20 protein-coding genes and 2 pseudogenes are annotated in these 19,371 nt (G+C 69.5%); 3 read left to right on the top strand and 19 right to left on the bottom strand.

What is annotated here, in order from left to right; all coding sequences use genetic code 11:
• Positions 1-69: 69 nt before the first annotated feature.
• Together ACIA73_RS12910 and ACIA73_RS12905 are read right to left on the bottom strand one after the other, a co-directional pair.
• Complete coding sequence (locus tag ACIA73_RS12910) at positions 70-519, bottom strand: ATP-binding protein (RefSeq protein WP_399438466.1); 450 nt, start codon at positions 517-519, stop codon at positions 70-72.
• Between the two features lie 166 nt (positions 520-685).
• Positions 686-1,039, bottom strand: a complete 354-nt coding sequence (locus ACIA73_RS12905; RefSeq protein ID WP_003967428.1) for an STAS domain-containing protein — start codon at positions 1,037-1,039, stop codon at positions 686-688.
• Positions 1,040-1,079: 40 nt separating this feature from the next.
• Between ACIA73_RS12905 and ACIA73_RS12900 the strand changes: the two genes are divergently transcribed.
• Positions 1,080-3,581: a DEAD/DEAH box helicase gene (locus ACIA73_RS12900; RefSeq protein ID WP_399438465.1), complete on the top strand. Its 2,502-nt coding sequence runs from the start codon at positions 1,080-1,082 to the stop codon at positions 3,579-3,581.
• Positions 3,582-3,726: 145 nt separating this feature from the next.
• Here the strand turns inward: ACIA73_RS12900 and ACIA73_RS12895 are convergent, their stop codons facing one another.
• The 11 genes and pseudogenes from ACIA73_RS12895 to ACIA73_RS12845 form a co-directional block, all read right to left on the bottom strand.
• The gene (locus tag ACIA73_RS12895; protein ID WP_399438593.1) at positions 3,727-4,005 is read right to left on the bottom strand and encodes an Rv3654c family TadE-like protein; all 279 of its coding nucleotides are present in this window, start codon (positions 4,003-4,005) and stop codon (positions 3,727-3,729) included.
• A gap of 143 nt (positions 4,006-4,148) precedes the next feature.
• A complete protein-coding gene (locus tag ACIA73_RS12890) occupies positions 4,149-4,481 on the bottom strand; it encodes a TadE family type IV pilus minor pilin (protein WP_399438464.1) in 333 nt (110 codons plus the stop codon).
• 88 nt (positions 4,482-4,569) lie between these two features.
• Entirely contained in the window at positions 4,570-4,758 is a 189-nt protein-coding gene (locus tag ACIA73_RS12885; protein WP_399438592.1) for a DUF4244 domain-containing protein, read from the bottom strand.
• Positions 4,759-4,837: 79 nt separating this feature from the next.
• On the bottom strand, positions 4,838-5,623 hold the full coding sequence (locus ACIA73_RS12880; protein WP_399438462.1) for a type II secretion system F family protein: 786 nt from the start codon (positions 5,621-5,623) through the stop codon (positions 4,838-4,840).
• A complete protein-coding gene (locus tag ACIA73_RS12875; RefSeq protein ID WP_399438460.1) occupies positions 5,620-6,480 on the bottom strand; it encodes a type II secretion system F family protein in 861 nt (286 codons plus the stop codon). The genes ACIA73_RS12880 and ACIA73_RS12875 overlap by 4 nt, the downstream gene beginning before the upstream one ends.
• Positions 6,480-6,868, bottom strand: a pseudogene (locus ACIA73_RS12870) (pilus assembly protein CpaF); the annotation flags it as partial. The pseudogene ACIA73_RS12870 and the gene ACIA73_RS12875, both read right to left, overlap by 1 nt.
• Positions 6,869-6,894: 26 nt before the next feature.
• Positions 6,895-8,013: a TniB family NTP-binding protein gene (locus tag ACIA73_RS12865; RefSeq protein ID WP_399438459.1), complete on the bottom strand. Its 1,119-nt coding sequence runs from the start codon at positions 8,011-8,013 to the stop codon at positions 6,895-6,897.
• Entirely contained in the window at positions 8,013-10,103 is a 2,091-nt protein-coding gene (locus ACIA73_RS12860) for a Mu transposase C-terminal domain-containing protein (RefSeq protein ID WP_399438458.1), read from the bottom strand. The genes ACIA73_RS12865 and ACIA73_RS12860 overlap by 1 nt, the downstream gene beginning before the upstream one ends.
• Entirely contained in the window at positions 10,100-10,867 is a 768-nt protein-coding gene (locus tag ACIA73_RS12855) for a TnsA-like heteromeric transposase endonuclease subunit (protein WP_399438457.1), read from the bottom strand. Before ACIA73_RS12855 ends, ACIA73_RS12860 begins: the two co-directional genes overlap by 4 nt.
• Positions 10,864-12,000 carry a hypothetical protein gene (locus ACIA73_RS12850; RefSeq protein WP_399438604.1) on the bottom strand — a complete coding sequence of 379 codons (1,137 nt, stop codon included), beginning with the start codon at positions 11,998-12,000 and terminating at the stop codon, positions 10,864-10,866. The genes ACIA73_RS12855 and ACIA73_RS12850 overlap by 4 nt, the downstream gene beginning before the upstream one ends.
• A 156-nt stretch (positions 12,001-12,156) precedes the next feature.
• Positions 12,157-12,699 (bottom strand): annotated as a pseudogene (locus ACIA73_RS12845) (TniQ family protein); the annotation flags it as partial.
• A gap of 31 nt (positions 12,700-12,730) precedes the next feature.
• Between ACIA73_RS12845 and ACIA73_RS12840 the strand changes: the two are divergent.
• Both ACIA73_RS12840 and ACIA73_RS12835 read left to right on the top strand, forming a co-directional pair.
• The gene (locus ACIA73_RS12840) at positions 12,731-12,970 is read left to right on the top strand and encodes a helix-turn-helix domain-containing protein (RefSeq protein ID WP_399438456.1); all 240 of its coding nucleotides are present in this window, start codon (positions 12,731-12,733) and stop codon (positions 12,968-12,970) included.
• 82 nt (positions 12,971-13,052) lie between these two features.
• Positions 13,053-14,120 carry a hypothetical protein gene (locus ACIA73_RS12835; protein WP_399438455.1) on the top strand — a complete coding sequence of 356 codons (1,068 nt, stop codon included), beginning with the start codon at positions 13,053-13,055 and terminating at the stop codon, positions 14,118-14,120.
• Positions 14,121-14,366: 246 nt separating this feature from the next.
• On the opposite strand, the gene ACIA73_RS12830 is transcribed toward ACIA73_RS12835, so the two are convergent.
• The 6 genes from ACIA73_RS12830 to ACIA73_RS12805 all read right to left on the bottom strand — a co-directional run bounded on the left by ACIA73_RS12830 (position 14,367) and on the right by ACIA73_RS12805 (position 19,334).
• Positions 14,367-14,825, bottom strand: coding sequence for a hypothetical protein (locus ACIA73_RS12830; RefSeq protein ID WP_399438454.1), 459 nt, complete (start codon positions 14,823-14,825; stop codon positions 14,367-14,369).
• A gap of 131 nt (positions 14,826-14,956) precedes the next feature.
• Positions 14,957-15,427, bottom strand: coding sequence for a hypothetical protein (locus ACIA73_RS12825; protein WP_399438453.1), 471 nt, complete (start codon positions 15,425-15,427; stop codon positions 14,957-14,959).
• Between the two features lie 72 nt (positions 15,428-15,499).
• Positions 15,500-16,390 carry a hypothetical protein gene (locus tag ACIA73_RS12820; RefSeq protein WP_399438452.1) on the bottom strand — a complete coding sequence of 297 codons (891 nt, stop codon included), beginning with the start codon at positions 16,388-16,390 and terminating at the stop codon, positions 15,500-15,502.
• A gap of 576 nt (positions 16,391-16,966) precedes the next feature.
• Positions 16,967-17,503 (bottom strand): GNAT family N-acetyltransferase, encoded by a 537-nt coding sequence (locus tag ACIA73_RS12815; RefSeq protein ID WP_399438450.1) that lies wholly within the window; start codon positions 17,501-17,503, stop codon positions 16,967-16,969.
• A gap of 31 nt (positions 17,504-17,534) precedes the next feature.
• Positions 17,535-19,106, bottom strand: a complete 1,572-nt coding sequence (locus ACIA73_RS12810; protein WP_399438449.1) for an asparagine synthase-related protein — start codon at positions 19,104-19,106, stop codon at positions 17,535-17,537.
• A gap of 63 nt (positions 19,107-19,169) precedes the next feature.
• Positions 19,170-19,334 carry a hypothetical protein gene (locus ACIA73_RS12805; RefSeq protein ID WP_399438448.1) on the bottom strand — a complete coding sequence of 55 codons (165 nt, stop codon included), beginning with the start codon at positions 19,332-19,334 and terminating at the stop codon, positions 19,170-19,172.
• Positions 19,335-19,371 lie beyond the last annotated feature (37 nt).

The raw sequence follows: 19,371 nt of genomic DNA, 5'->3' as shown, positions 1-19,371 counted from the left end.
AGAAAAACGAAAGGCCCTGCTCAGCCGGGGCCGAGCAGGGCCTTTCGAAAATCAATTCACGCAATGCTTTCAGGGCATTACGATCGCCGCGGTGGTGGGCCAGCTCATCCGGATGACTCCGCCGTGCTCCCCGTCGATGACCTGGAAGTCGTCGACGAGCCCGCTGATCACGGCGAGACCCATGTCGTCCTCGACGTCGGAGTCGAGATCCACCGAACCCGCCGCGGTGTCCGACGACGCACGCGCCCCCGGCACCGCACCGGCAGGACCGGGCAGTTCATCGCCGACCTCGATGGAGAAGGACTTCTCCTCCTCGGTCAGCGCGACCCGGACCGGCGCGGCGATGTTGTTCGTACGGTGCAGGCCCACGGCCCGGGAGCACGCCTCGCCCACCGCGAGCCGGACCTCGTCCAGCACCGCCTCGTCGACCCCGGCCCGGCGAGCCACGGCGGCCGCCACGAGGCGGGCCGTCCTGACGTGCTCGGGCTGGGCGCTGAAACGGAGTTCCACGGTGGCCATGTGCGCTCCCCCTAGGCTTTACGGGCGTGCGTCCGCAGGGGCCGGGCGATGAAGCCCGGCACCCCACGTCGTACTGCTTGTTCTGCTCTTCGGTTCTGCTTTTCCGGAACGGAGCTCGCTCGCTTCCAGCAGAAGCTCGCTCACTCCCTCGCGATCCGAGAAGCCGTCAGTCGGTGGCCGCGACGGCTTCGTCGACCGTGGTGTGAATCGGGAACACCTTGGTCAGCCCGGTAATCCGGAAGATCTTGAGGATGCGCTCCTGGTTGCAGACCAGGCGCAGCGAGCCCTCGTGGGCACGCACGCGCTTCAGTCCGCCCACGAGCACACCGAGGCCGGTGGAGTCGAGGAAGTCCACGCCCTCCATGTCGACAACCAGGTGATAGCTGCCGTCGTTCACCAACTCGACCAACTGCTCGCGCAGCTTGGGCGCGGTATACACATCAATCTCGCCACCGACCTCGACGACCGTACGGTCGCCACCAGGTCCGGACACATTGCGAGTCGACAGGGACAGGTCCACGGATCCTCCAGCACCTTGCTATCGAGCGGCCGTCCCCCTGATGTCTCCCCGGCGGAGCCAGAGGACGGAACGCCAGCCGCGAAACGCATTCAATCACTTACCAGCAGGCGAGCACGACGCCTTGGGACCATTGTCCGTCACGCCAGTGACACACTCGGCGGTTGTGGCCAAGAATCCCCGTCCCGGACGACCTCCCCAGAGCAGGGCCGACGCCCCGTCTCCCGGTGAGGTCCTCGCCCGTCTCACCGCAGGGGGGAGCCGGGCCGCTCGCGTCACTCATACGGAGCACTTGCCCCCGCGAGAGGGCAGCCATGCAGTGTGGCCCGACCGCATCCGGGCGGAAGTGATCTCGGCGATCCAGAAATCCGGGATCGAGCACCCCTGGACCCACCAGGCGCAGGCGGCGGAGCACGCACTGGACGGCGAATCCGTGGTGATCGCCACAGGCACGGCCTCGGGCAAGTCCCTGGCGTACCTCGCGCCGGTCCTCAGCGCTCTCCTGGACGGCTCACAGGCCCCGAACGGCCGCGGGGCGACCGCCCTCTACCTGGCCCCCACCAAGGCCCTGGCGGCCGATCAGCGCCGCGCGGTGAAATCCCTGGCCGCCCCGCTGGGCAACGCGATCCGCCCGGCGGTCTACGACGGCGACACCCCCGTCGAGGAACGCGAGTGGGTGCGCCAGTACGCCAACCTGGTCCTCACCAACCCCGACATGCTGCACCGCGGGATACTCCCCTCCCACCCCCGCTGGTCCTCCTTCCTCAAGGCCCTGCGGTACGTCGTCATCGACGAGTGCCACACCTACCGGGGCGTCTTCGGCTCGCACGTCGCCCAGGTGATCCGCCGCCTGCGCAGGCTCTGTGCGCGGTACGGCGCCGATCCGGTCTTCCTCCTCGCCTCGGCCACCGCCGCCGACCCGGCCGTCGCCGCGAGCCGCCTCACCGGCCTCCCGGTGCAGGAGGTGGCCGACGACGCCTCGCCGCGCGGCGAGCTGGTCTTCGCCCTGTGGGAGCCCCCGCTCACCGAGCTGCACGGCGAGAACAACGCCCCGGTCCGGCGCACCGCCACCGCAGAGACCGCCGACCTCCTCACCGATCTGATCCTGCACAACACCCGCACAGTCGCCTTCGTCCGCTCCCGGCGCGGGGCGGAGCTGATCTCGCTGATCACCAAGGAGCGACTGGCCGAAATCGACCGGTCGCTTCCGGCGCGGGTGGCGGCCTACCGGGGCGGTTACCTCCCGGAGGAGCGCCGCGCGCTGGAGGCCTCCCTGCACTCCGGCGAACTGCTGGGCCTCGCCGCCACCACCGCCCTGGAGCTCGGCATCGACGTCTCCGGGCTGGACGCCGTCCTCATCGCGGGATACCCGGGCACCCGGGCCTCCCTCTGGCAGCAGGCCGGCCGCGCGGGCCGCTCCGGCGGGGGCGCCCTCGCCGTCCTCGTCGCCCGCGACGACCCGCTGGACACCTACCTCGCCCACCACCCGGAGGCGCTGTTCCAGCAGCCCGTGGAGTCCACCGTCCTGGACCCCGACAACCCGTACGTCCTGGCTCCCCACCTCTGCGCGGCCGCCGCCGAACTCCCGCTCACCGAGACCGACTTCGCCCTCTTCGGCCCGGCCTCCGCACCCCTCCTCCCGTCCCTCGAAGCGGCGAACCTGCTGCGCCGGCGCGCCCAGTCCTGGTACTGGACCCGCCGCGAGCGGGCGGCCGACCTGGCCGACATCCGGGGCGGCGGCGGCACCCCGGTCCAGATCGTCGAGGAATCCACCGGCCGCCTGCTCGGCACCGTCGACGCCGAGGCCTCCCACACCGCCGTCCACGAAGGCGCCGTCCACCTCCACCAGGGCCGCACCTACCTGGTCCGGCGTCTCGACCTCGAAGACTCCGCCGCCCTCGTCGAGGAGGCCAACCCGCCCTACTCGACCACCGCCCGCGACACCACCGCCATCTCCATCCTCGCCACCGACGAGACCATCCCCTGGGGCACCGCCCAGCTCCACTACGGCTCCGTGGAGGTCACCCACCAGGTCGTCTCCTTCCTCCGCCGCAAACTCATCACCGGCGAGGTCCTCGGCGAGACCAAACTCGACCTCCCGCCCCGCACCCTGCGCAGCCGTGCCGTCTGGTGGACCCTCACCGAGGACGACCTCGACACCGCCCGCCTCACCCCGGAGATCCTCCCGGGCGCCCTGCACGCCGCCGAGCACGCCGCCATCGGCCTCCTCCCGCTCTTCGCCACCTGTGACCGCTGGGACATCGGCGGCGTCTCCATCCCGCTCCACCCCGACACCCTGCTGCCCACCGTCTTCGTCTACGACGGGCACCCGGGCGGCGCGGGCTTCGCAGAGCGCGGTTTCCACACCGCCCGCGCCTGGCTCACCGCCACCCGCGAAGCCATCGCCTCCTGCGAATGCGACGCCGGCTGCCCCTCCTGCATCCAGTCCCCCAAATGCGGCAACGGCAACGACCCCCTCCACAAACGAGGCGCCCTCCGCCTCCTCACCACCCTCCTCAACGCCTCCCCACCGCCGCACAACTGACCACCGCCTCCCCACCGCACTGCCACGTTGCCTCAGCTCGCTTGGGCGGCGGGGCCGCCCCCCGGGGGGCGGAACGGGCGGGCAAGGGGGCGGCCCCCCACGCAGTCGCACCCCCACCCCCGGCCCACCCCGGCCCCGGCCCCGCTCACACCCCACCTCGCCCCACCACCCCCGGCCCCGCCCGCGCCCTCACCTCATACGGCCCCACCCCCGCCCCCACCACCACATCCGCCACCTCCCCCCGCACCACACACCCCACCAGCCACACCCCCTGCGCCCGAGCCACCTCCCCCGCCCTCCCACATGCCACCGCCTCCCCCTTCGCCCACTCCCCCGCCGCCGCCAACGCCGCCAAGTCCGCACCCCCTCCCGCCCGATGCCGCACCACCACCGCCTGCCCCATCGCCAACACCCCGGCAAACACCACCCCCAACACCGCGATCACCCCCAACGCCCACACCGTCGCGGACCCCCGCTCCCCACCTCTCACACCCGGCACCCCTCCCACACCTCCCTCCCGCCTCACAATCGACACTTCTCCCACCTCCCCCACACCCCCCACTCACCTCACACCCCCTCCACTCCCACCGTCTCCTCCGCCAGCGCCACCGCCTCCGCCCGCAACGTCACCCCCAACCCGCCGGGCCCCGGTGCGGGCGCCTCCACCAGCACCCGCACCAGATCCCCCTCCCGCCTGAACCCCACCCGTGCCCCGGCCGGCGCCGCCTGCCGCACCGCCGCCTCGGTCGCCGCCCGTGTCTCCTGCCGCGCTTCCGCCCGCGCCCCGACCCGCGCCGCGTCCACACACCGGATCTGCCCGGCAGCCGCCATCAGCGCCCAGACCAGCGCCATCCCGAACACCACCAGCACCGGCAGCACCAACGCCGCCTCCGCCGTCACAAACCCCCGATCCCCGCCACACCAACCCCGACCCCCACCGCCCCGGGCCCACACACGCCCAGCGCTTCCACACCCAGCACCCCCGCTCTCAGAACTGCACATCCAGCGCCCTCCCCACCGCCGCCTGCAACGCCCCCGCAACCGCGCCACTCGTGACGACCTTGTAGAGCACCGCCGCGAAGGCACACGCCGCGATGGTTCCGACCGCATATTCGGAAGTGGTCATTCCGGAGTCGGCTGCCATCCGTGCCCGCCCTCTCGCCCACACCCCGCGCATCCCTCGTCCCACCCGGCCCTGCATCCACTTCTTCATGTCAACTCCCCCTTTTTCCAGGATCAGTTCGTCAGCATTCGTCTCAACCGCCCGCCAGCAGCCCCTCCGCCAGTCCGATCACCACCGGCGCGACGCCCACCACCAGAAAGGCGGGCAGGAAGCACAGCGACAGCGGCATGACGATCAGTACGGCGGCCCGGTTCGCCCGGGCCTCGGACCTGCGCGCACGTTCCGCCCGGAGCCGGTCCGCCACCCGGGCCACCGGACCGGCCGCCGGGGCACCGGTGGTACCGGCCCGCTCCAGGCACCTGGCCAGCCCCTCGGCACCGGCTATTGCCCCCAACCGCCCCCATGCCTCCGCCGGTTCACCCCCGAGCCGCAACTCGGCCGCCACCCCGGCCAGCCGCTCCCCGACCGGGCCACCGAGCGACTCCCCCACTGCCTCGGCCGCCTCCCGGGGCCCCGCCCCCGCCGCCACACAGGCCGCCAGCAGATCCGCCGCGAGCGGCAGTTGCCGACCCACGGCCGCCTCCTCCGCAGCCACCCCACCCCGCGACGGCCGGCCCCGCTGCCACCGCCGCACCCCCACCGCCGCGAACGCCCCGGCCAGGCACCCCCACACCCCGCCCACCAGCACATACCCGGTGACCACGGCCGCCAGAGGGCCACCCCAGCCGCGCGCCCACCCCACCGAGCCACGAAGCCCCCGCCGCTCGCCGTACATCGCGGCCTCCACCGCCAGCAGCGTCGCCAGCCGCCGCTTCGCCTCCCGCTCCCTGCGCCGGCCCGCCACCGCGAAGGCCAGACACCCCACCGCCGCACCGGCCGACACCACTACCCCCAGCCTGTGGACAACGTCCCCGTTCACACGCCCTCCCCCTCTCCGCTCCGTACGATCCGCCTGGCCCACACCAGGCCCCCGGCCTCCAACACCCCGCCCGCCAGCAGGCACCCGAGCCCCAGCGGCGTATGCAGCAGCACCTTCAGCGGATCGGCGCCCATCGCGCTCCCGATCAGCACCCCCACCATCGGCAGCAGGGCAAGGAGCCCCACCGTCGACCAGGCCCCGGACAGCCGGGCCCGCAACTCCTCGCGCCGGTCCCGCTCGTCCCTGAGCGCCGCCTCCAACCGGTCCAGGCCGGCCGCCAAACCGGCCCCGCTGCCCACCGACACCTGCCAGCAGACCGCCATCCCCACCAGCCCCTCCGCCCCGGGCGCACCCGCCGCCCGGTGCAGCACCTCCGGCACATCGCCCCCGAACCGGGCCGCCGCCAGCACCTCCGCCTCCGCGTCCCCCAGCCCGCCGGTGTCCACCGCGGCCACCCGGAGCGCCTGCCCCGGCTGACCACCGGCCCGCAACTCCCCACTCACCGCCCCGCACAGAGCGATCACCCGGTCCCCGCGCCGCCACCGCGCCCGCGCCAACTCCCGCGCCCGCAACCGGCGTCCCACCACCGGCACCGCCACCGCCCCCAGCACCAGCGGAATCACCGACTCCCCCAGCACGGCGAGCACCCCCGCCACCGGCAGACATCCCCACTCGGGCCGCACCCTCGCCCGCACCACCTCCCACCACCGCTCCCACGGCGGAACCCTCTCCTCCACCGGTCCTCCGGCCACCACCCACCGCGCCCGCCGCACCTCCTGCTCCCACCCGACCAGCAGCCATGCCGCCAGCCCCGCGCAGAGCATCGCCGCGTACCCGGCCACCCCCACCGTCCCCATCACGCACCCCCGATCAGTTCCCGCAGCCGCGGCCAGCCCCGCTCCCGTACGAACCCCTCGTCGCCCCAGCTCAGCGCGGGAACCGTCACCACCAGCCCGGCCGGATCCCGCTCCAGCACATGCATCTCGGCCAGCCGACGCCGCCCGTCGCGGTCCCGTACGAGATGCAGCACCACCGACAGTGCCGCTCCCAACTGGCTGTGCAGCGCTGCCCGGTCAAGTCCCGCGGCCGTCCCCAACGCCTCCAGCCGCGCCGGAACATGCGCCGCCGCATTGGCGTGGAGCGTTCCTGAGCCACCTGTTGAACGGCAGAAAAGATTGCACCCCGTACTGCTGTGACCTGCGTGGTGCAAAGTTCACCGCGCACTGCGCGGACGGGAACTGCGCGGTGAACCTTGCACAGCGCAGTTCCCGTCAGACAGCCTCGGCTGCCTGCCTCTGCGAATTGCCCCGCCCAACCACGGGACGGCGGACAGACTCGCGATAGGCGGCTTCGGAGAACTCGCTGATCTGGATCGTGTCCATGAGCCGCCGGGTGATGGCTTCCTCGCCGTTCAGAACCGCTGCGATGGCCGACTCTCGGATGAGGTCCGAGAGAGCGCAGATACTGCCGCCCGTGCGCTTGTACAGGTAGGACGAGAGCTTCACGAGGTGGTTCGGGCGATGCCGGTAGAGCTCTAGGGTCCCTTCCAGGCTCATCACCGCGCCTGCCCACTCCTGCTGCTGCTTCGCTGTCTGGAAGCCGAACCTGGTGACCGCGTAAAGGGTGTTCCGGTTTGAGGTCTGCGTAGCCCTGGTACTGCCCCGCCCTTCGAGGAAGAGCCCCGACTTCTTGAGGTCAGCCCCGGTGTACACAAACGTGGCGGCGGTGTGGTTCGCGATGTACTTCAGGTGGTCGTTGACGACTTTGCCCTCCTTCGCCGAGAGATCGAGGAAGTGGACGTCGTCGATGATCACTAGCTCGACGCCGGATATTCGCATCACGTTGAGCACGTTCTTGGTGATGTCCGTCTTCGTGGCTCCTGCCCGGTAGGGCATTCCGAGGTAATCGGCCAGCAGGACTGACAGGTCCTTCGGCGTGGCCTGGGCCGGGATGTTGAGGTACACGACGGGTGTGTAGTCCACGCACATGTCATCCACCTGATAGCCGTCGGCGAATCTTTCCGGGTGCTTGCGGCGGAGTCGGCGTTCGTGGTCGGCGGCGAACATCTTCACCAGTGTGGATTTGCCCACGGTGGGTGGCCCGTCGAGGACGACGCCTCTTCGAGCTCCGGGAGCCTGGTACGCGTTGAGACGGATCTTGCGGTCGATCGCGCTGTGCAGGTCTTTCATCTGCGGCGTTCTGATGATCGCGAGCGCGCTGTGATAGTCGAGCCTCGTGTCGTTCAAGGTCTCGCGCTCGTCATCGGACAGGGCTTCGTAGACGTCGTGCGGGGGCATGACTGGCCGTTCGGGCGGCCTGTTGTCCAGGTACCCGCGCCATTCGGCCTTCGTGCGGGGTTCCGCCAGTCCGGGGTGTGCGAAGTTCTGCATCAGCCCTCCTGGCTGGTGTGGGGGTTCCAGATTTCGGCGGGCTGGATGGAGGCGAGATCGATCTCGCTCCAGTCCTCCGCCTCTTCTTCCAGGTCGGGCACGGCAGCCAGTGGGGGGTGCTCGTCCACGGGGGCGGCTCCTCGTTGGATGTCCCGGGCCTGCGTGGAGCCTCGGTGACTGTCGCGGGACAGGCGCTTTCGATCGGTCCGTGTCCAGGTCTCCGGCGCGTCGGTGCGGTTCTGGAGGTCCACAAGTGCGGCGGCGACTTCGTCCTGGTCGGCGGGGTTGATGCCGCGCAGGCTGATGAGCCGTTTTGCTTCGCGGAGGGTGATGTCCGTGAACGGTTGGTGCTGGCTGAGCGCATGAGTCCACCGCAGGACGTGCCACTGACCGTCGGCCGGGTCCAGGAAGTAGGCGTGGAGCAGGTTCCGAGGGTCGTATCGGACCGGCCAACGCCCATCCGGATACACCGATTTGGACTCGCGGTAGCGGTAGAGGATGTCAGCGTTGTAGGTGAGGTGATTCAGCTCAACTCCGTACGGGTGGATCACCCGGGGAGCTATGGGCAGCAGCTCGAAATAGATGTTCGGATCACGGGGGCAGACCACGTAGCCCGCCCAGCCGATCGCCATCCCGTATGCCTCATTCGGGGAGACGTGCAGGTCTGGGAACCCGTGAGCGGAGAGCCCTCGGTGGTGCCTGCGCTGGTAGACGGCGATTACGTATTCCGCGAAGAATTCGCAGAGTTCATCAATCGTCCAGCGGGCCTGCTCGTCCACCGTGAGGCCACGGTGGGCCACGTTGAACCCTTTGTATCCGGCGACGTGTTCGGCGAACTGCTCCCGGATGGTCTTGAAGACCCGCTCGACGTGGGGCTTGTCGGTGGGCTTCAGCTTCCGAGCGTCTTGAAGGTCGATCTTCCAACGAGTACAGGCTCGTTGCACGACGTCGGAGACGTACGGCTTTCCGTGGTCGTACAGCAGGGTCTCGGGGTAAATGACGGGGCGGGCGGCGGCTTCAGCCAGTCGTTCGTCAACGCTCATTACGCGTTCGTAGGGGACGCGCAGCATCTGGTAGCGAAGGGCGTCCTGCCAGGCAGGCCGCATCGGCTCCGGGGTCATTACGTCAGCCAGCAACAGACCGATGTCGATGGCCTTGGTGCCCTCAGGAGTAAGCCGCCAGGCGAGTATCGATCGGGTTGCTACGTCCAGAGCGAGGGTTAGCTCAACGCGGATCTTGGCATCTGATCCGGGGTCGTACGCCATGACATCGAGCGGAGTGGTGTCGAGCATGACGACTTCACCCGGGCGGCGGGCGACGACGGTCCCGAAGGGACGGTCGGGCTGGTTCGCCAGCGAGGCCCGCTGGTACGCGGGCGCTGCGGGGCTCTTGTTGAGGATGTGCCCCACTATTCGCCGGAAGCTGTCACGGCCGGGCAGCGGCACAACACCGAGACCGTGTTCGGCATCGAGCCGGTTACGAACCCTTCGGTAGAAGCGGCCCCCGACGGTCGCTGAGCTGTCATTGCGTTCGGCGGCGGCCTGGTCGCGTATGGCCTGCACGGCGCGGTGGTCGACGTTCCTGAGGGGATTGCTGATGCGGGCCTTGCGCTGGTCCACGAGGCCCCACAGGCCCTGTTCGGCGTACTTCTGCCGCAGCAGGTGGATGCTCCGCTTGCTCAGATCCAGCTCGGCAGCCTTGGCTTCTACGCGGGTGGTCATCGTCTGGTCGGGTGCGTACTCGGGACGGGGCTCACCGGGGGCGGCGTCGAGCGGGTTCCCGGATCGGAACCCCGACTCCACCTCCCGCAGGTGGCCCTCTAGGTCCAGGGCGGCGTCTCGGACTTCGGGCTTGAGACTCGCCAGAGTTCCCCCGGGGTCGAGTCTGGTTGAAGCGTCTGCCTGGGGCTCCGGCGGTGGGTTCGCATCAGCCCGGAAGGACGGGTCGGCGAGGATGACGGAGAGCATGATCGTCTGCACTCGCCCTGTCTCCGACCGCAGGCGGACGGTCGCGCCGTCCAGACCGGCGACCTGATGCCGTTCGTCCTCGAACTCGATCCAGTCCGTGACGGCGATGCGGTGGGAGTTCATGCGTTGCTCCGTGGTTCGGCGGCCCACACGGTGGTGCGGTCGCTCAGCGGGTGGGCGGGATCGAAGGCGAGCTGGTGGTGCCACATGAGGTGGAAGACGACGGGACGCGCGAGTTCGGGCGAGGGCTGGAAGCTCACCAAGTCCCCCAAGGGGACCGGTTCCTGGGCCAGAGCCATCAGTTGGCCAGCAAGGTGATCCACGACCTCTGAGGGGCGTCGGTATCCCGCGAGCCACTGGACGGTGGCCCAAAGCTGAGGGTCGGGTTCGCCAACCATGTCGTAGTCCCAGCCGAGCTGTGCGCACAGGTCTTCGGTTCGCTGTGCTTGCTGGGCCACGGCCGGGACTGCGAGCCGGTCGTCTGCCTTCACGTCCAGCAGGAGTGCCGATCCGTCGCGGCGGCGGGCGAAGAGGTCCGGGGTGTGCTTCCACTTCCCGTGGCCGTCGACGGCGTCGATGGTGAAGGGCTGGGCGCTGAACGACACCACCTCGAAGTCGAAGTCGAAGAGCTTCATCCACTTGGATTCGAGGTGTGATTCGTAGCCCACCATCCGGCCTGTGGTGGACGACCACAGCTTGCCAGGCGTGTGCCGCTGGCCGACCCGGGACGGGATGTCCCGTGCGGGCAGGGCATCCTCGAAGCGAACGTGCGCGGCGTGAACTGCGGGTATGAGGCGTTCGACGCCCTCGGCGTCGTAGTAGTGGATGTGGGCCGGATGCTGGCTGGTGTGGACGGGCCGCAGCGTGCGCGGTCGCGCTGGACTCACTGGATTCCTTCCTGGACAAGGCGGGCTGCGCCCCAGGCGGTGAGGGCTTCGGCACCAGGGGCGGGGAGTCGTGTGTGGAACCTGCGCCACCCTTCACGGATGGACTCGGTGGACGTGCCGTCTTCCCAACCGTGCAGGTAGGCGGGGGCTTCGCGGGCGTCTCCGCTGGTGAACTGCTGCCAGACCCAAGCGGCGGCGTGGCGTTGCCGTTGCCAGGTCACGTCGCGGTCGAGGGGCCGCAGTATGCGGAACAGGTCGCGGTGCGGAATCTCGCGAAGCTCAGCCATCGCGTTCCTGCGCGCTGCGTAGTCGATCAGCCCTCGGTCTCGCATCCGGTCGGCCATGACCTGGATGGCTGCCCAGAGTGTGTCCGGGCTGCCGATGCGCTGGACGAGCGTGTTCGCCACCCGCTTCGCCCGGAGGGGGTCCATCCCAAGGTCGGTCGAGGCTTCTGCCCAACTCCCGGCTCCCGCGAGCCGAGCAAGGGCGAGGGAACCGAACCGCCGCCCGGAGACCTCGGCGGTTCCAGGCAGCAGAGGCCGGAGCAGTTCGGCGTAGTCCGCAAGGTCCACGAGGTGCGGGACGTGCCGGGCTTCGAGCACGGCTGCCCGATGGGAGGGGATTGCTCCGGCAACACGGGATGTGCGCGGGGCGGCTTCGGCCATGACCCGGTCGAGCACTGCTGAGCCGCGGAGGTGACGCAGAGCACCTTCGCCGGCTGGGCGCCTCTGAGCCGTCATGTGGTGCAGCCAGGGAGCCAGGATCTCGATGGCGGTGGCCTGGTCGGGCGCGTGCAGGACCGGCCCGGTGAGCAGGAGGCTGGCCGCAGCGTGGGCGGCGGTCGCGGGCATGGCCCGAAGCTGGCTGCCACCGCCGCCGCGCGGAGCTTCCTCGCGGCGACGGCGTTCGTCGCGCAGGGCATATACGGCAGGTGCGGGCAGGCGGTCGAGGTCTTCTGGCTGGGCTCCCAGGCGGGCCATGGCCGTGACGATCCTCTGGGCGGTGAACCATTCGGCGCCGGAGACGTGTTCACCCGCGACCTGAGCAGGCCCTCCGTCGGCGATGGCGAGCGTGTCCTTCTGGAGGTCCACGAGTGCGTCCGTGGCGGGAGTGGTGGGGATGTCGGCGACCACCTGTGGGCAGAGCCCGCTCGGGGCACCGGAAAGCCGGTTCCCGCACTCTCTCGGGCCCGGCAGCGGAGGGCGGGTCAGCAAGCCTCGCGGGTGGGTCCGGCCTCCGCGCCGCAGCCGGAGCCCGCAGGCGGGGCACACGTCGATCAACAGGCACCGGTGGACGGGACAGGCCGCCGCGATACCCAAACGCCACCACAAGGGCCACACGAGGCTTTCCGCAAGGCAATAGGGGCAGGCCCGGCTAGACGTCGGCAACATCCATTCGTGGACTGCAACGGGTGTCAGGGATGCCTCCCGTCCCATCTCCAGCCCGGACAGGTCCAGCACCGTGCCGTCGTACCGCGCTAGCTGCATCCTCTTGAGCGTTTCAACGGGGAGTCCGGTGGTCTCTCGAAGCCCGTCCACGGTGGCGGGGGTGAGGGTGACGCCGTAGAACCTCGGGCGTGTGGCGGACGCACCGGGTCGGCACTCCAGTCCGAGCGCGCGGGCGGCCTCCCCCGGCGCGATGTCCAGCGCGGTAGCCGTGCGGTCGACCCATGAAGCGAACGCCTCGCCTTCGGCGGGCAGCGGGACGAACGGCAGGCGCGAAGAACGAGGTACGGGTCGCAGGCTGGGGCGGGGCAACGAGACGGCGTGGACGTCCAGTTGCTCTAGCGCCTCCACAGCAGTACCCCTCCCCCTCGTTGTATGAAATATCATACAGAGCGCAGGGCACCGCTAACTTCTCCCCGTGGAGACTCCGGAAGACGCATCCGACGGCCCGGCCGGTCGTGCGGCATTTGCGCGACGACTGCGGACTCTTCGCGAGCGCGCCGGACTCACGCAGACCGCCACCGCCGCCAGCTCCGGACTCAACCGCTCGTTCTACGCAGGAGTCGAAGCGGGACGTCACAGCATCGCTGTGGACCGGCTGCCCAGACTCGCCGAAACCCTCGGCATTGAAGTCCACCAGCTCTTCACGGACGACTAGGCTCCGGGCCGCAGCGATCCGCTCCCGGTAACCCAAAGGGCTCAACCGATCACACTGCGCAGTGGTACAACTGGTGCTGGCAATGCGAGACGCCGCCTCCATTGGACCGGTCGACGGCGTCTCAACTAACTGCGAACACGAGGTTACGTGCTTGTTGGCACCTTGGGATGCCAGCGCTTCAGTCGACCCCGACTCCAGCGCGTGTGAACGACTGTTGGACGCCATTCACAGCGGCCGACTGCTCAGCTACGCGCTCCGCGCCCTTCCAGAGACCAGCGCGAAGCAGGCCAAGACGGATGCCATTTACGCCGCTGAGGCGGCGTCTCTCGCCGCAGCTGGTCACAAGCTGCTCAACGGCACTCACCCAAACCCCCCAGAGGCTGTTCCCCCGGACGAGTGCTGGGACGAGTTGCGCGCGATTCTCGGCAGCGACACGCGTACCGGCATCCTGCTGACCGACCGCGTCCAGAACAACCGCACCGGCACGGAGTTCCCCCGCTTCGCCAAGCTGATCAACGACGCACTAGCCGTCGGCTACGCCTTGGCCCCTGAGTCACGCATCAACCAGCGAACCTCATTTCTCACAGGGGCCCTGCGGCTCGGGTTCTCGCGCTTCGAAGCCGCGCTGCTGGACGACGAACGGGACTACGCACAGCGGCTGCTGGACGCACCAAGCACCCGTCACATGGCCTTTCTCCTGCGAGAACACGTGCGTGTGACGGACGTCATCGTGCAGCTGGCCACCGAGACCTGGGTCCTCGTAGGTGCCCAGGCGCTGTTCGACACTGCCCGCTGTACGGGCAGGAGACGGGCTGCCGAGCTGACTGGACTCGCTGAACTCGCGGCCTACATCGCGGAACTGTTCCCCCAGCTGTGGCACTGGCTCAGGGTGCTCCCCCCGAGCCTGCCGCCGCACACCGCGCGCCCTCCCCCCGAACCGAAGACGCCGCAGCTCATCAACCTCGTCCGAGTCGTCCTCACAGCCGCTCCGCCCCCTCCCACCCGGGGCTGGACGGCCCTCGCCGTTGTCGCCCCATCGGGCCATCGGGCAGCCGCCGAGAACAGCGCGCCCGTTCAACGAGCATCGAGGACACTCACGTGGAAGAACCGCAGGTACCGGGCCGTCTGGTCCCGGTTGAGCGCTGGCTGAAGGCACACGAGACCACCGTCAAGGTGGTGTTGGGGCTGTTGGGGGTGATCACCCCAGTGGTCCTCGGGCTGATCACGAAGTGACGCCGCCGCTCCCGGATGAAGCGGGAACGGAGACGCGGCCCTTCTGAGGCCCGGAAGCCCTGACGGGTTGGTCGTCCCGTATGCCCATGCGGGACGACCCGCCTGTTTGCGGGCCGCCCTCAGCATAGAGTCTCTGCGGTCGGAGAACACGGAAGTGTTCCGATCAGCCCTTCTCCCTCGTCATGACCGTGAAGACCGGCGCTCCTCCGTACGGCTGAGAGCGGTTCTTCTTCTCGTATCCCCAGGCTTCAGCCAGCTCGCGAAAGTCGTGGTCGGCGTGATCAACGTGGAGAACGGCGCGAGCCGCCCGCTGGTGATTGAAGAGAGCATCGTGGATGTGCCGTTGACCGTCCTCCCAGTCGGGGACGGCCGCGAGGTCGAAGATCCGGAACGTGCCGCCAGGCACGGTGTACGGGTCGGCCTGGTGGAGGAGGCAGCCGTGGGCAAAGCCGATGGGGGCCTGTCCGGCGAACGCAATCACGGCCCGCCAACTGCCCCCAGCTCTCTCGGCGGTGTCCGCGAGGCGGGCGGCGTGCACATCGGCCTCGTAGTACGGGTCTTTCAGGTGCGGTCGGGCGGCGGCGTGGACGGTGTGGATCGCCTTGCGGGCCGGTTCATCCAAGGTGCTGACGCGGTGGAACGCGAGGGCGGGGCGATGGCCAAGGGGGGCCTCCCGGGAGGCGGTCGGCGGGCCCGACCGCTTCCGGGGCGGGGCGTCTTCGAGGGGAAGTGTCCCAGATCGCACCGTCTGCGTCAGCGACGCGGAAGCGGGTTCCCGATCTTCTGCCGCCACACAGCCCGGGCCCGATCGACGTACAGCGCGACGATGAACCAGCTGAAGTCGGCGTCGCTGCCAGAGTCGTTGTGGTGGGCCGCTGACGCCAGGGAGGCCGCATGACGCAGCAGCGACGCGACCTGCCCCCAGGCGGGGGACGGCTCGCGCACGGCACCGGCCAGGGTCTGAAGGGCCAGGACCAGGAAGTACAGATCCGTGCCGTCAGGGATGGGGACGTCGGGGTCGATCATGTCGTGGCCCCACGTCTCGATGCGGTTGACCACCACCCACAGCGACTCCTCCGTCGTCGGGACCGGGGGGAGCTCGGCCGTCGGCTCCACGACCTTGTCCGGTCGGGCCTGCGCCGGTACGGAGACGGCCTGGTGCAGCTCAACGATCAAGTGGCAGATGTCGGTGGTCTGGTGGTACTCGCACGTCATGGTCTCCATCGCACCGGACCCTAGCCTCGACGCTCGGTAGAGACCGTGCGGCTGGCGGCCGATCGGGTGACCCGACGCTGGTCAACCGGTCGCCAGTTGGCCGAAGGTGACGGGAAGCACTCTGGCCGGCGAAAGTGCTTTGCACCACGTCTCCTTGTCAGTCGGACGCGCGGGGATGGCCGAGTACCTGCCGCAGGACCTCGTCACCAGGCCCTCACCGAGCAAGACGCCGAGCATGTCGTAGACCGTGTTGCGCCCCAGCCCCGTACGCGTCTGCACGTCCCCGACGCTCAGCCCGTCGATTCCTGCACCACGGAGTGCGCTGTTGATCGCGTCCAGATAGCCGACCTGCGCCGGAGTCGGCTGGAGCCCAATCCCCTGCTTCTCGGGCACGACCGGCTGGGCGGTGGCCACTTCGAGTTCCGTGACGAAGGCAAGCAGGTCGGCATACCTCTGTCCCACGACAGGCAGCTCGTCTTCCCCGTCGAGCTGCCGAATGAGGGGGGAAAGCGCTTCGAGCGTCGGACGGATCACGTCGATGTGATGCCGAAGAACTGGCAACGGCATCACCATCGAAGGACGATGCTCACGTGGCCGGTATGCCACGCACAGGTGCATCGCCGCCTGTGCGAACAGCCGGTAATGCAGGCCAACATGACGCCAGACGACGCTGGTGTTCACCCGAGTCACGTGGCTGGTCGCCAACGCCCCGTAGGTCGTGGACAGGACGTCGGCCAGCGACAACAGGGTCCACCGGAGGTAAGTGACTGTCTGGGCAGCCCCCTCGGCCACCCGCTGAGCGCTCAGAGGTCCCGCCTTCTCATTGGTCTCCCGGTACCGGAGGGCCCATGTCTCGGCGCGCTCCTGCTCCGGCTCCGATGCCGCGTGAGCATCGCGAAGGGAATGGATGACAGTGGCGATCGTGGCCAACTCGTCGGAGAGGCGATCGTCATGGGCAGTTTCAAGGATCACAGGCACATGGTGGCGCTCTGAGTAACAGAGACGGACTCTGCTTCGCTTGTGTCGCCGCCCCATCTCAGACGGCGCGGGCCGGAGCAGCGGCCGATTGGGTGACCCCGAAGGCATCAGTACCTCATCCGGCAGGCCCAGTCAGCACATTCATCCAATTCGATGTGTGCACTCGTCCAGGCCAGTACAACCGAGGCAGAGGCATGTAGGCCGATCTACCGCGCACTTCGGAGGACCCGATGACGCAGGACCAGAGAGACGACCGACTAGCCCACGTCCCAACTCCATACGCTGCACCCCCGTAGAGGGGGGTCCAGTCCCGGGCCTGGCTCGTGGGCTGTGCTACGGCGGAAGGTACCGCGATGTCGGACGAGCACGATAACTGGGCGCGCCGCTGTGAGCGTTGGCTCAGTGCCCACCCCTACCTGGTCACGATGCTGATGGGGCTGGAAGGGTTGATCATCGCCTTCACGAAGTAACTCAGGTCGGCCGAAGGTGACGCAGAGCACCGCGGCCGGCGAAGGTGCTTTGCACCACGTGTCCGCCCGCTCGAAGAGCGGGCGGACACGCTGCGTTCTGTCAGGTCGGTTCCTGCGTGCGGACACGCATCCCGATGGCAGGCAGTTCTTCGGCCTTGCGGGCCATGAGGTAGACGCGGTTGGTCGTGCGCTGGACCTCGTGGATCAGGGCGAAGCCCTGGGTCTCGTAGTAGGCGACCAGGCCGGTGAACATGCACCCCCGGCGTACCCACGCCTTGCCGGTGCGTGCTGCCCTGTCCACCGCCCACTGGGCGATGAGTGTTCCGGGCCGGTGTGCGCGGTCGGCGGGGTCGGTCACCGTTGTGTATAGGTAGTCGGCGGGTTCGGCGAGTTCCTGCTCGGTCCAGCCCCACTGCGGGGTTTCCTGCTGGACGGTGGTGCACCCGATGATCCGGCCCGTTGCCTGGTCGGTGAGGAGCCACATGGAGCCGTCGGTGTTCTCGGTCTGCCCGGCGACGTCGCCCGCGCTGGCCCGCCACGAGGGCATCTGCCGTTCCTCAAGCCAGGCGGAGCGGGCCAGGATGAGGGTGCGGACGGCGGGTTGGTCGGCGGGTGTGGCCGGGCGCATCAGGTACATCGGTTTCCTCCGGGGCGGGTGGGGGGCAGGTCTACAGGAACGCCGTGGCGGCGAGGTGGAGGTCAACGACTTCCAGGAGTTGGGCGTCGCCGTCCTCCCGGTAGGGGCCCGCGTCGAGCTGCTGCAACCCCTTGCGGAGGCCATCCGGGTCGACCAGACCCTCTTCGAAGAGGGGCGAACCGTCCGTCAGCATCAGGTCGAACATGGGACGGGCTTCAGTGGTCAGAGCGTGTTGGACGACTTCGGCGAAGGACTCGCGGGTGCGGGACTGGGTGACGTCCGGTCCGAGCCCAAGGGCGGCGAGACGGCGGCGCTGGAGCTGCTTCAACTCGCGCCAGTCGTAGGGCAGCCACTCGCCGAGCTGGATCATGTCGGGGTCGGTGAACGGGTGGACGGGCCAGATCCCGGCCCGCAGGAGAACCGGGGCGGTCGTCTCCAGGGACAGCAGGGTCATGGAGTTCACGCGGGCGGGCGGGGCGATGGCGTCGTCGGCGAACTCCAGGGCGGCACGGGCCCGTGCACTGATCCAGGGCAGGGCGTCGCTGATCTCGCCCATCGGCTTGTGCGGGTACTCCTGCTGGGACAGGGCCACCATCTCGTCCCCGCCCAGCCCGGTCACGACCGTGCGGGCCCCGTGCTGGGCGATGCGGTCGGTCATGAGGGTGAAGGGGTGGTGCAGGGGCTCCTCGTACGGGCTGATCCGTGCGCCGCACCTGCGGGCACAGCCCGGGGCCAGGACGCCGTTCTCGGCGGCGTCCACGACGAGATCGGTGTCGGCGAAGGACACGGCGTCGCGTATCTGTCCCCGGCGGCGGATCTGGGAGCTACGTCCGGGCCCGGCGATGAGGAGGGTGGACGTTGCGTACTGGCCGGGGCGGCGTTCGGCGGCCCGGGTGGCGACGGTGCCGGAGTCGAAGCCGCCGGTGAGGTGGAAGACCGTGGTGCCCGGGTCCAGCGGGCGGGCGTCCAGCGCGTCGTCCATGACGGCCACGAACGCGCCCAGGACGTCGGCGTCGTCGTCCAGTTCACGGGGGCCGCTGTGCAGGGCGGGTTCGGGGTACTGCACGTGCAGGTGTCCTCCGAAGTGTGCGGTGGCGCGTTCGGTGACCCGGCGGATGCCCTGGAAGACGGTCTCACTGCTGTAGCGGGGCCGGTAGATCAGCAGGCGGGCGACCTCGCGCGGGCTCAACGCCTGTGCGTGCTGGGCGAGGTCAGCCATGTCCCACGACCCGAACAGGGTCGTCGTGTCGTGCGCGACGTACAGCGGTGCGATGCCGCACGGCCCGGCGGTGACCCGCACCGGCACACCGGGGGCGGTCTCGACGAGGACGTAGTCCAGCGGCCACGTCTCGGCGGCGGTGCGGGCAGCGTCGAAGTCGGCACCGGTGAGCGTGCGGGGTTCGGGCCGGGCGGCGGCCCTGTCTGCCGTGCGTTCCCGGACGACGACCAGGTGGCGGGTGCCGTTGGTGAGCGCGAGGTGTTCGAGCATCGGGTGGGACAGCGGAGTGATCTCGCTCCGGCGGTCTTCGGTCCGGTAGGTGCCGGTGGAGTTGTCCCAGGTCCAGGCGGTGTTCGCGTACGGGGTCAGACGCAGCTTGATCATGTCAGCCTTCCGAAAGGGGCCGGGGGATGCGCCGCAGGCGCATCCCCCGGCGGACGGGGCGGATCAGGTGGCGGTGGTGTCGTACGTCTTCGCGCCGTCGGAGGACCCGGACGTCTTCTTGTACTCGTGGCATTCGCCGGGGTTCTGCACCCGCCGGTTGGCCTTCGTTGTGAACAGTCGCTCTGCGCGGGTGGTGGTGCGCTTCGCAGGCGGCAGGAGGTCGTCCATGGGAGGAGCCCTTTCTGTTCGTCGGTTCTCGGCGAGG

Origin of the sequence: Streptomyces sp. NPDC051561 (assembly GCF_044454195.1) — a bacterium.
Lineage (GTDB): Bacteria > Actinomycetota > Actinomycetes > Streptomycetales > Streptomycetaceae > Streptomyces.
Note: the sequence above shows the minus strand (reverse complement) of the source record. Positions and strands in the feature narration are given on the sequence as shown.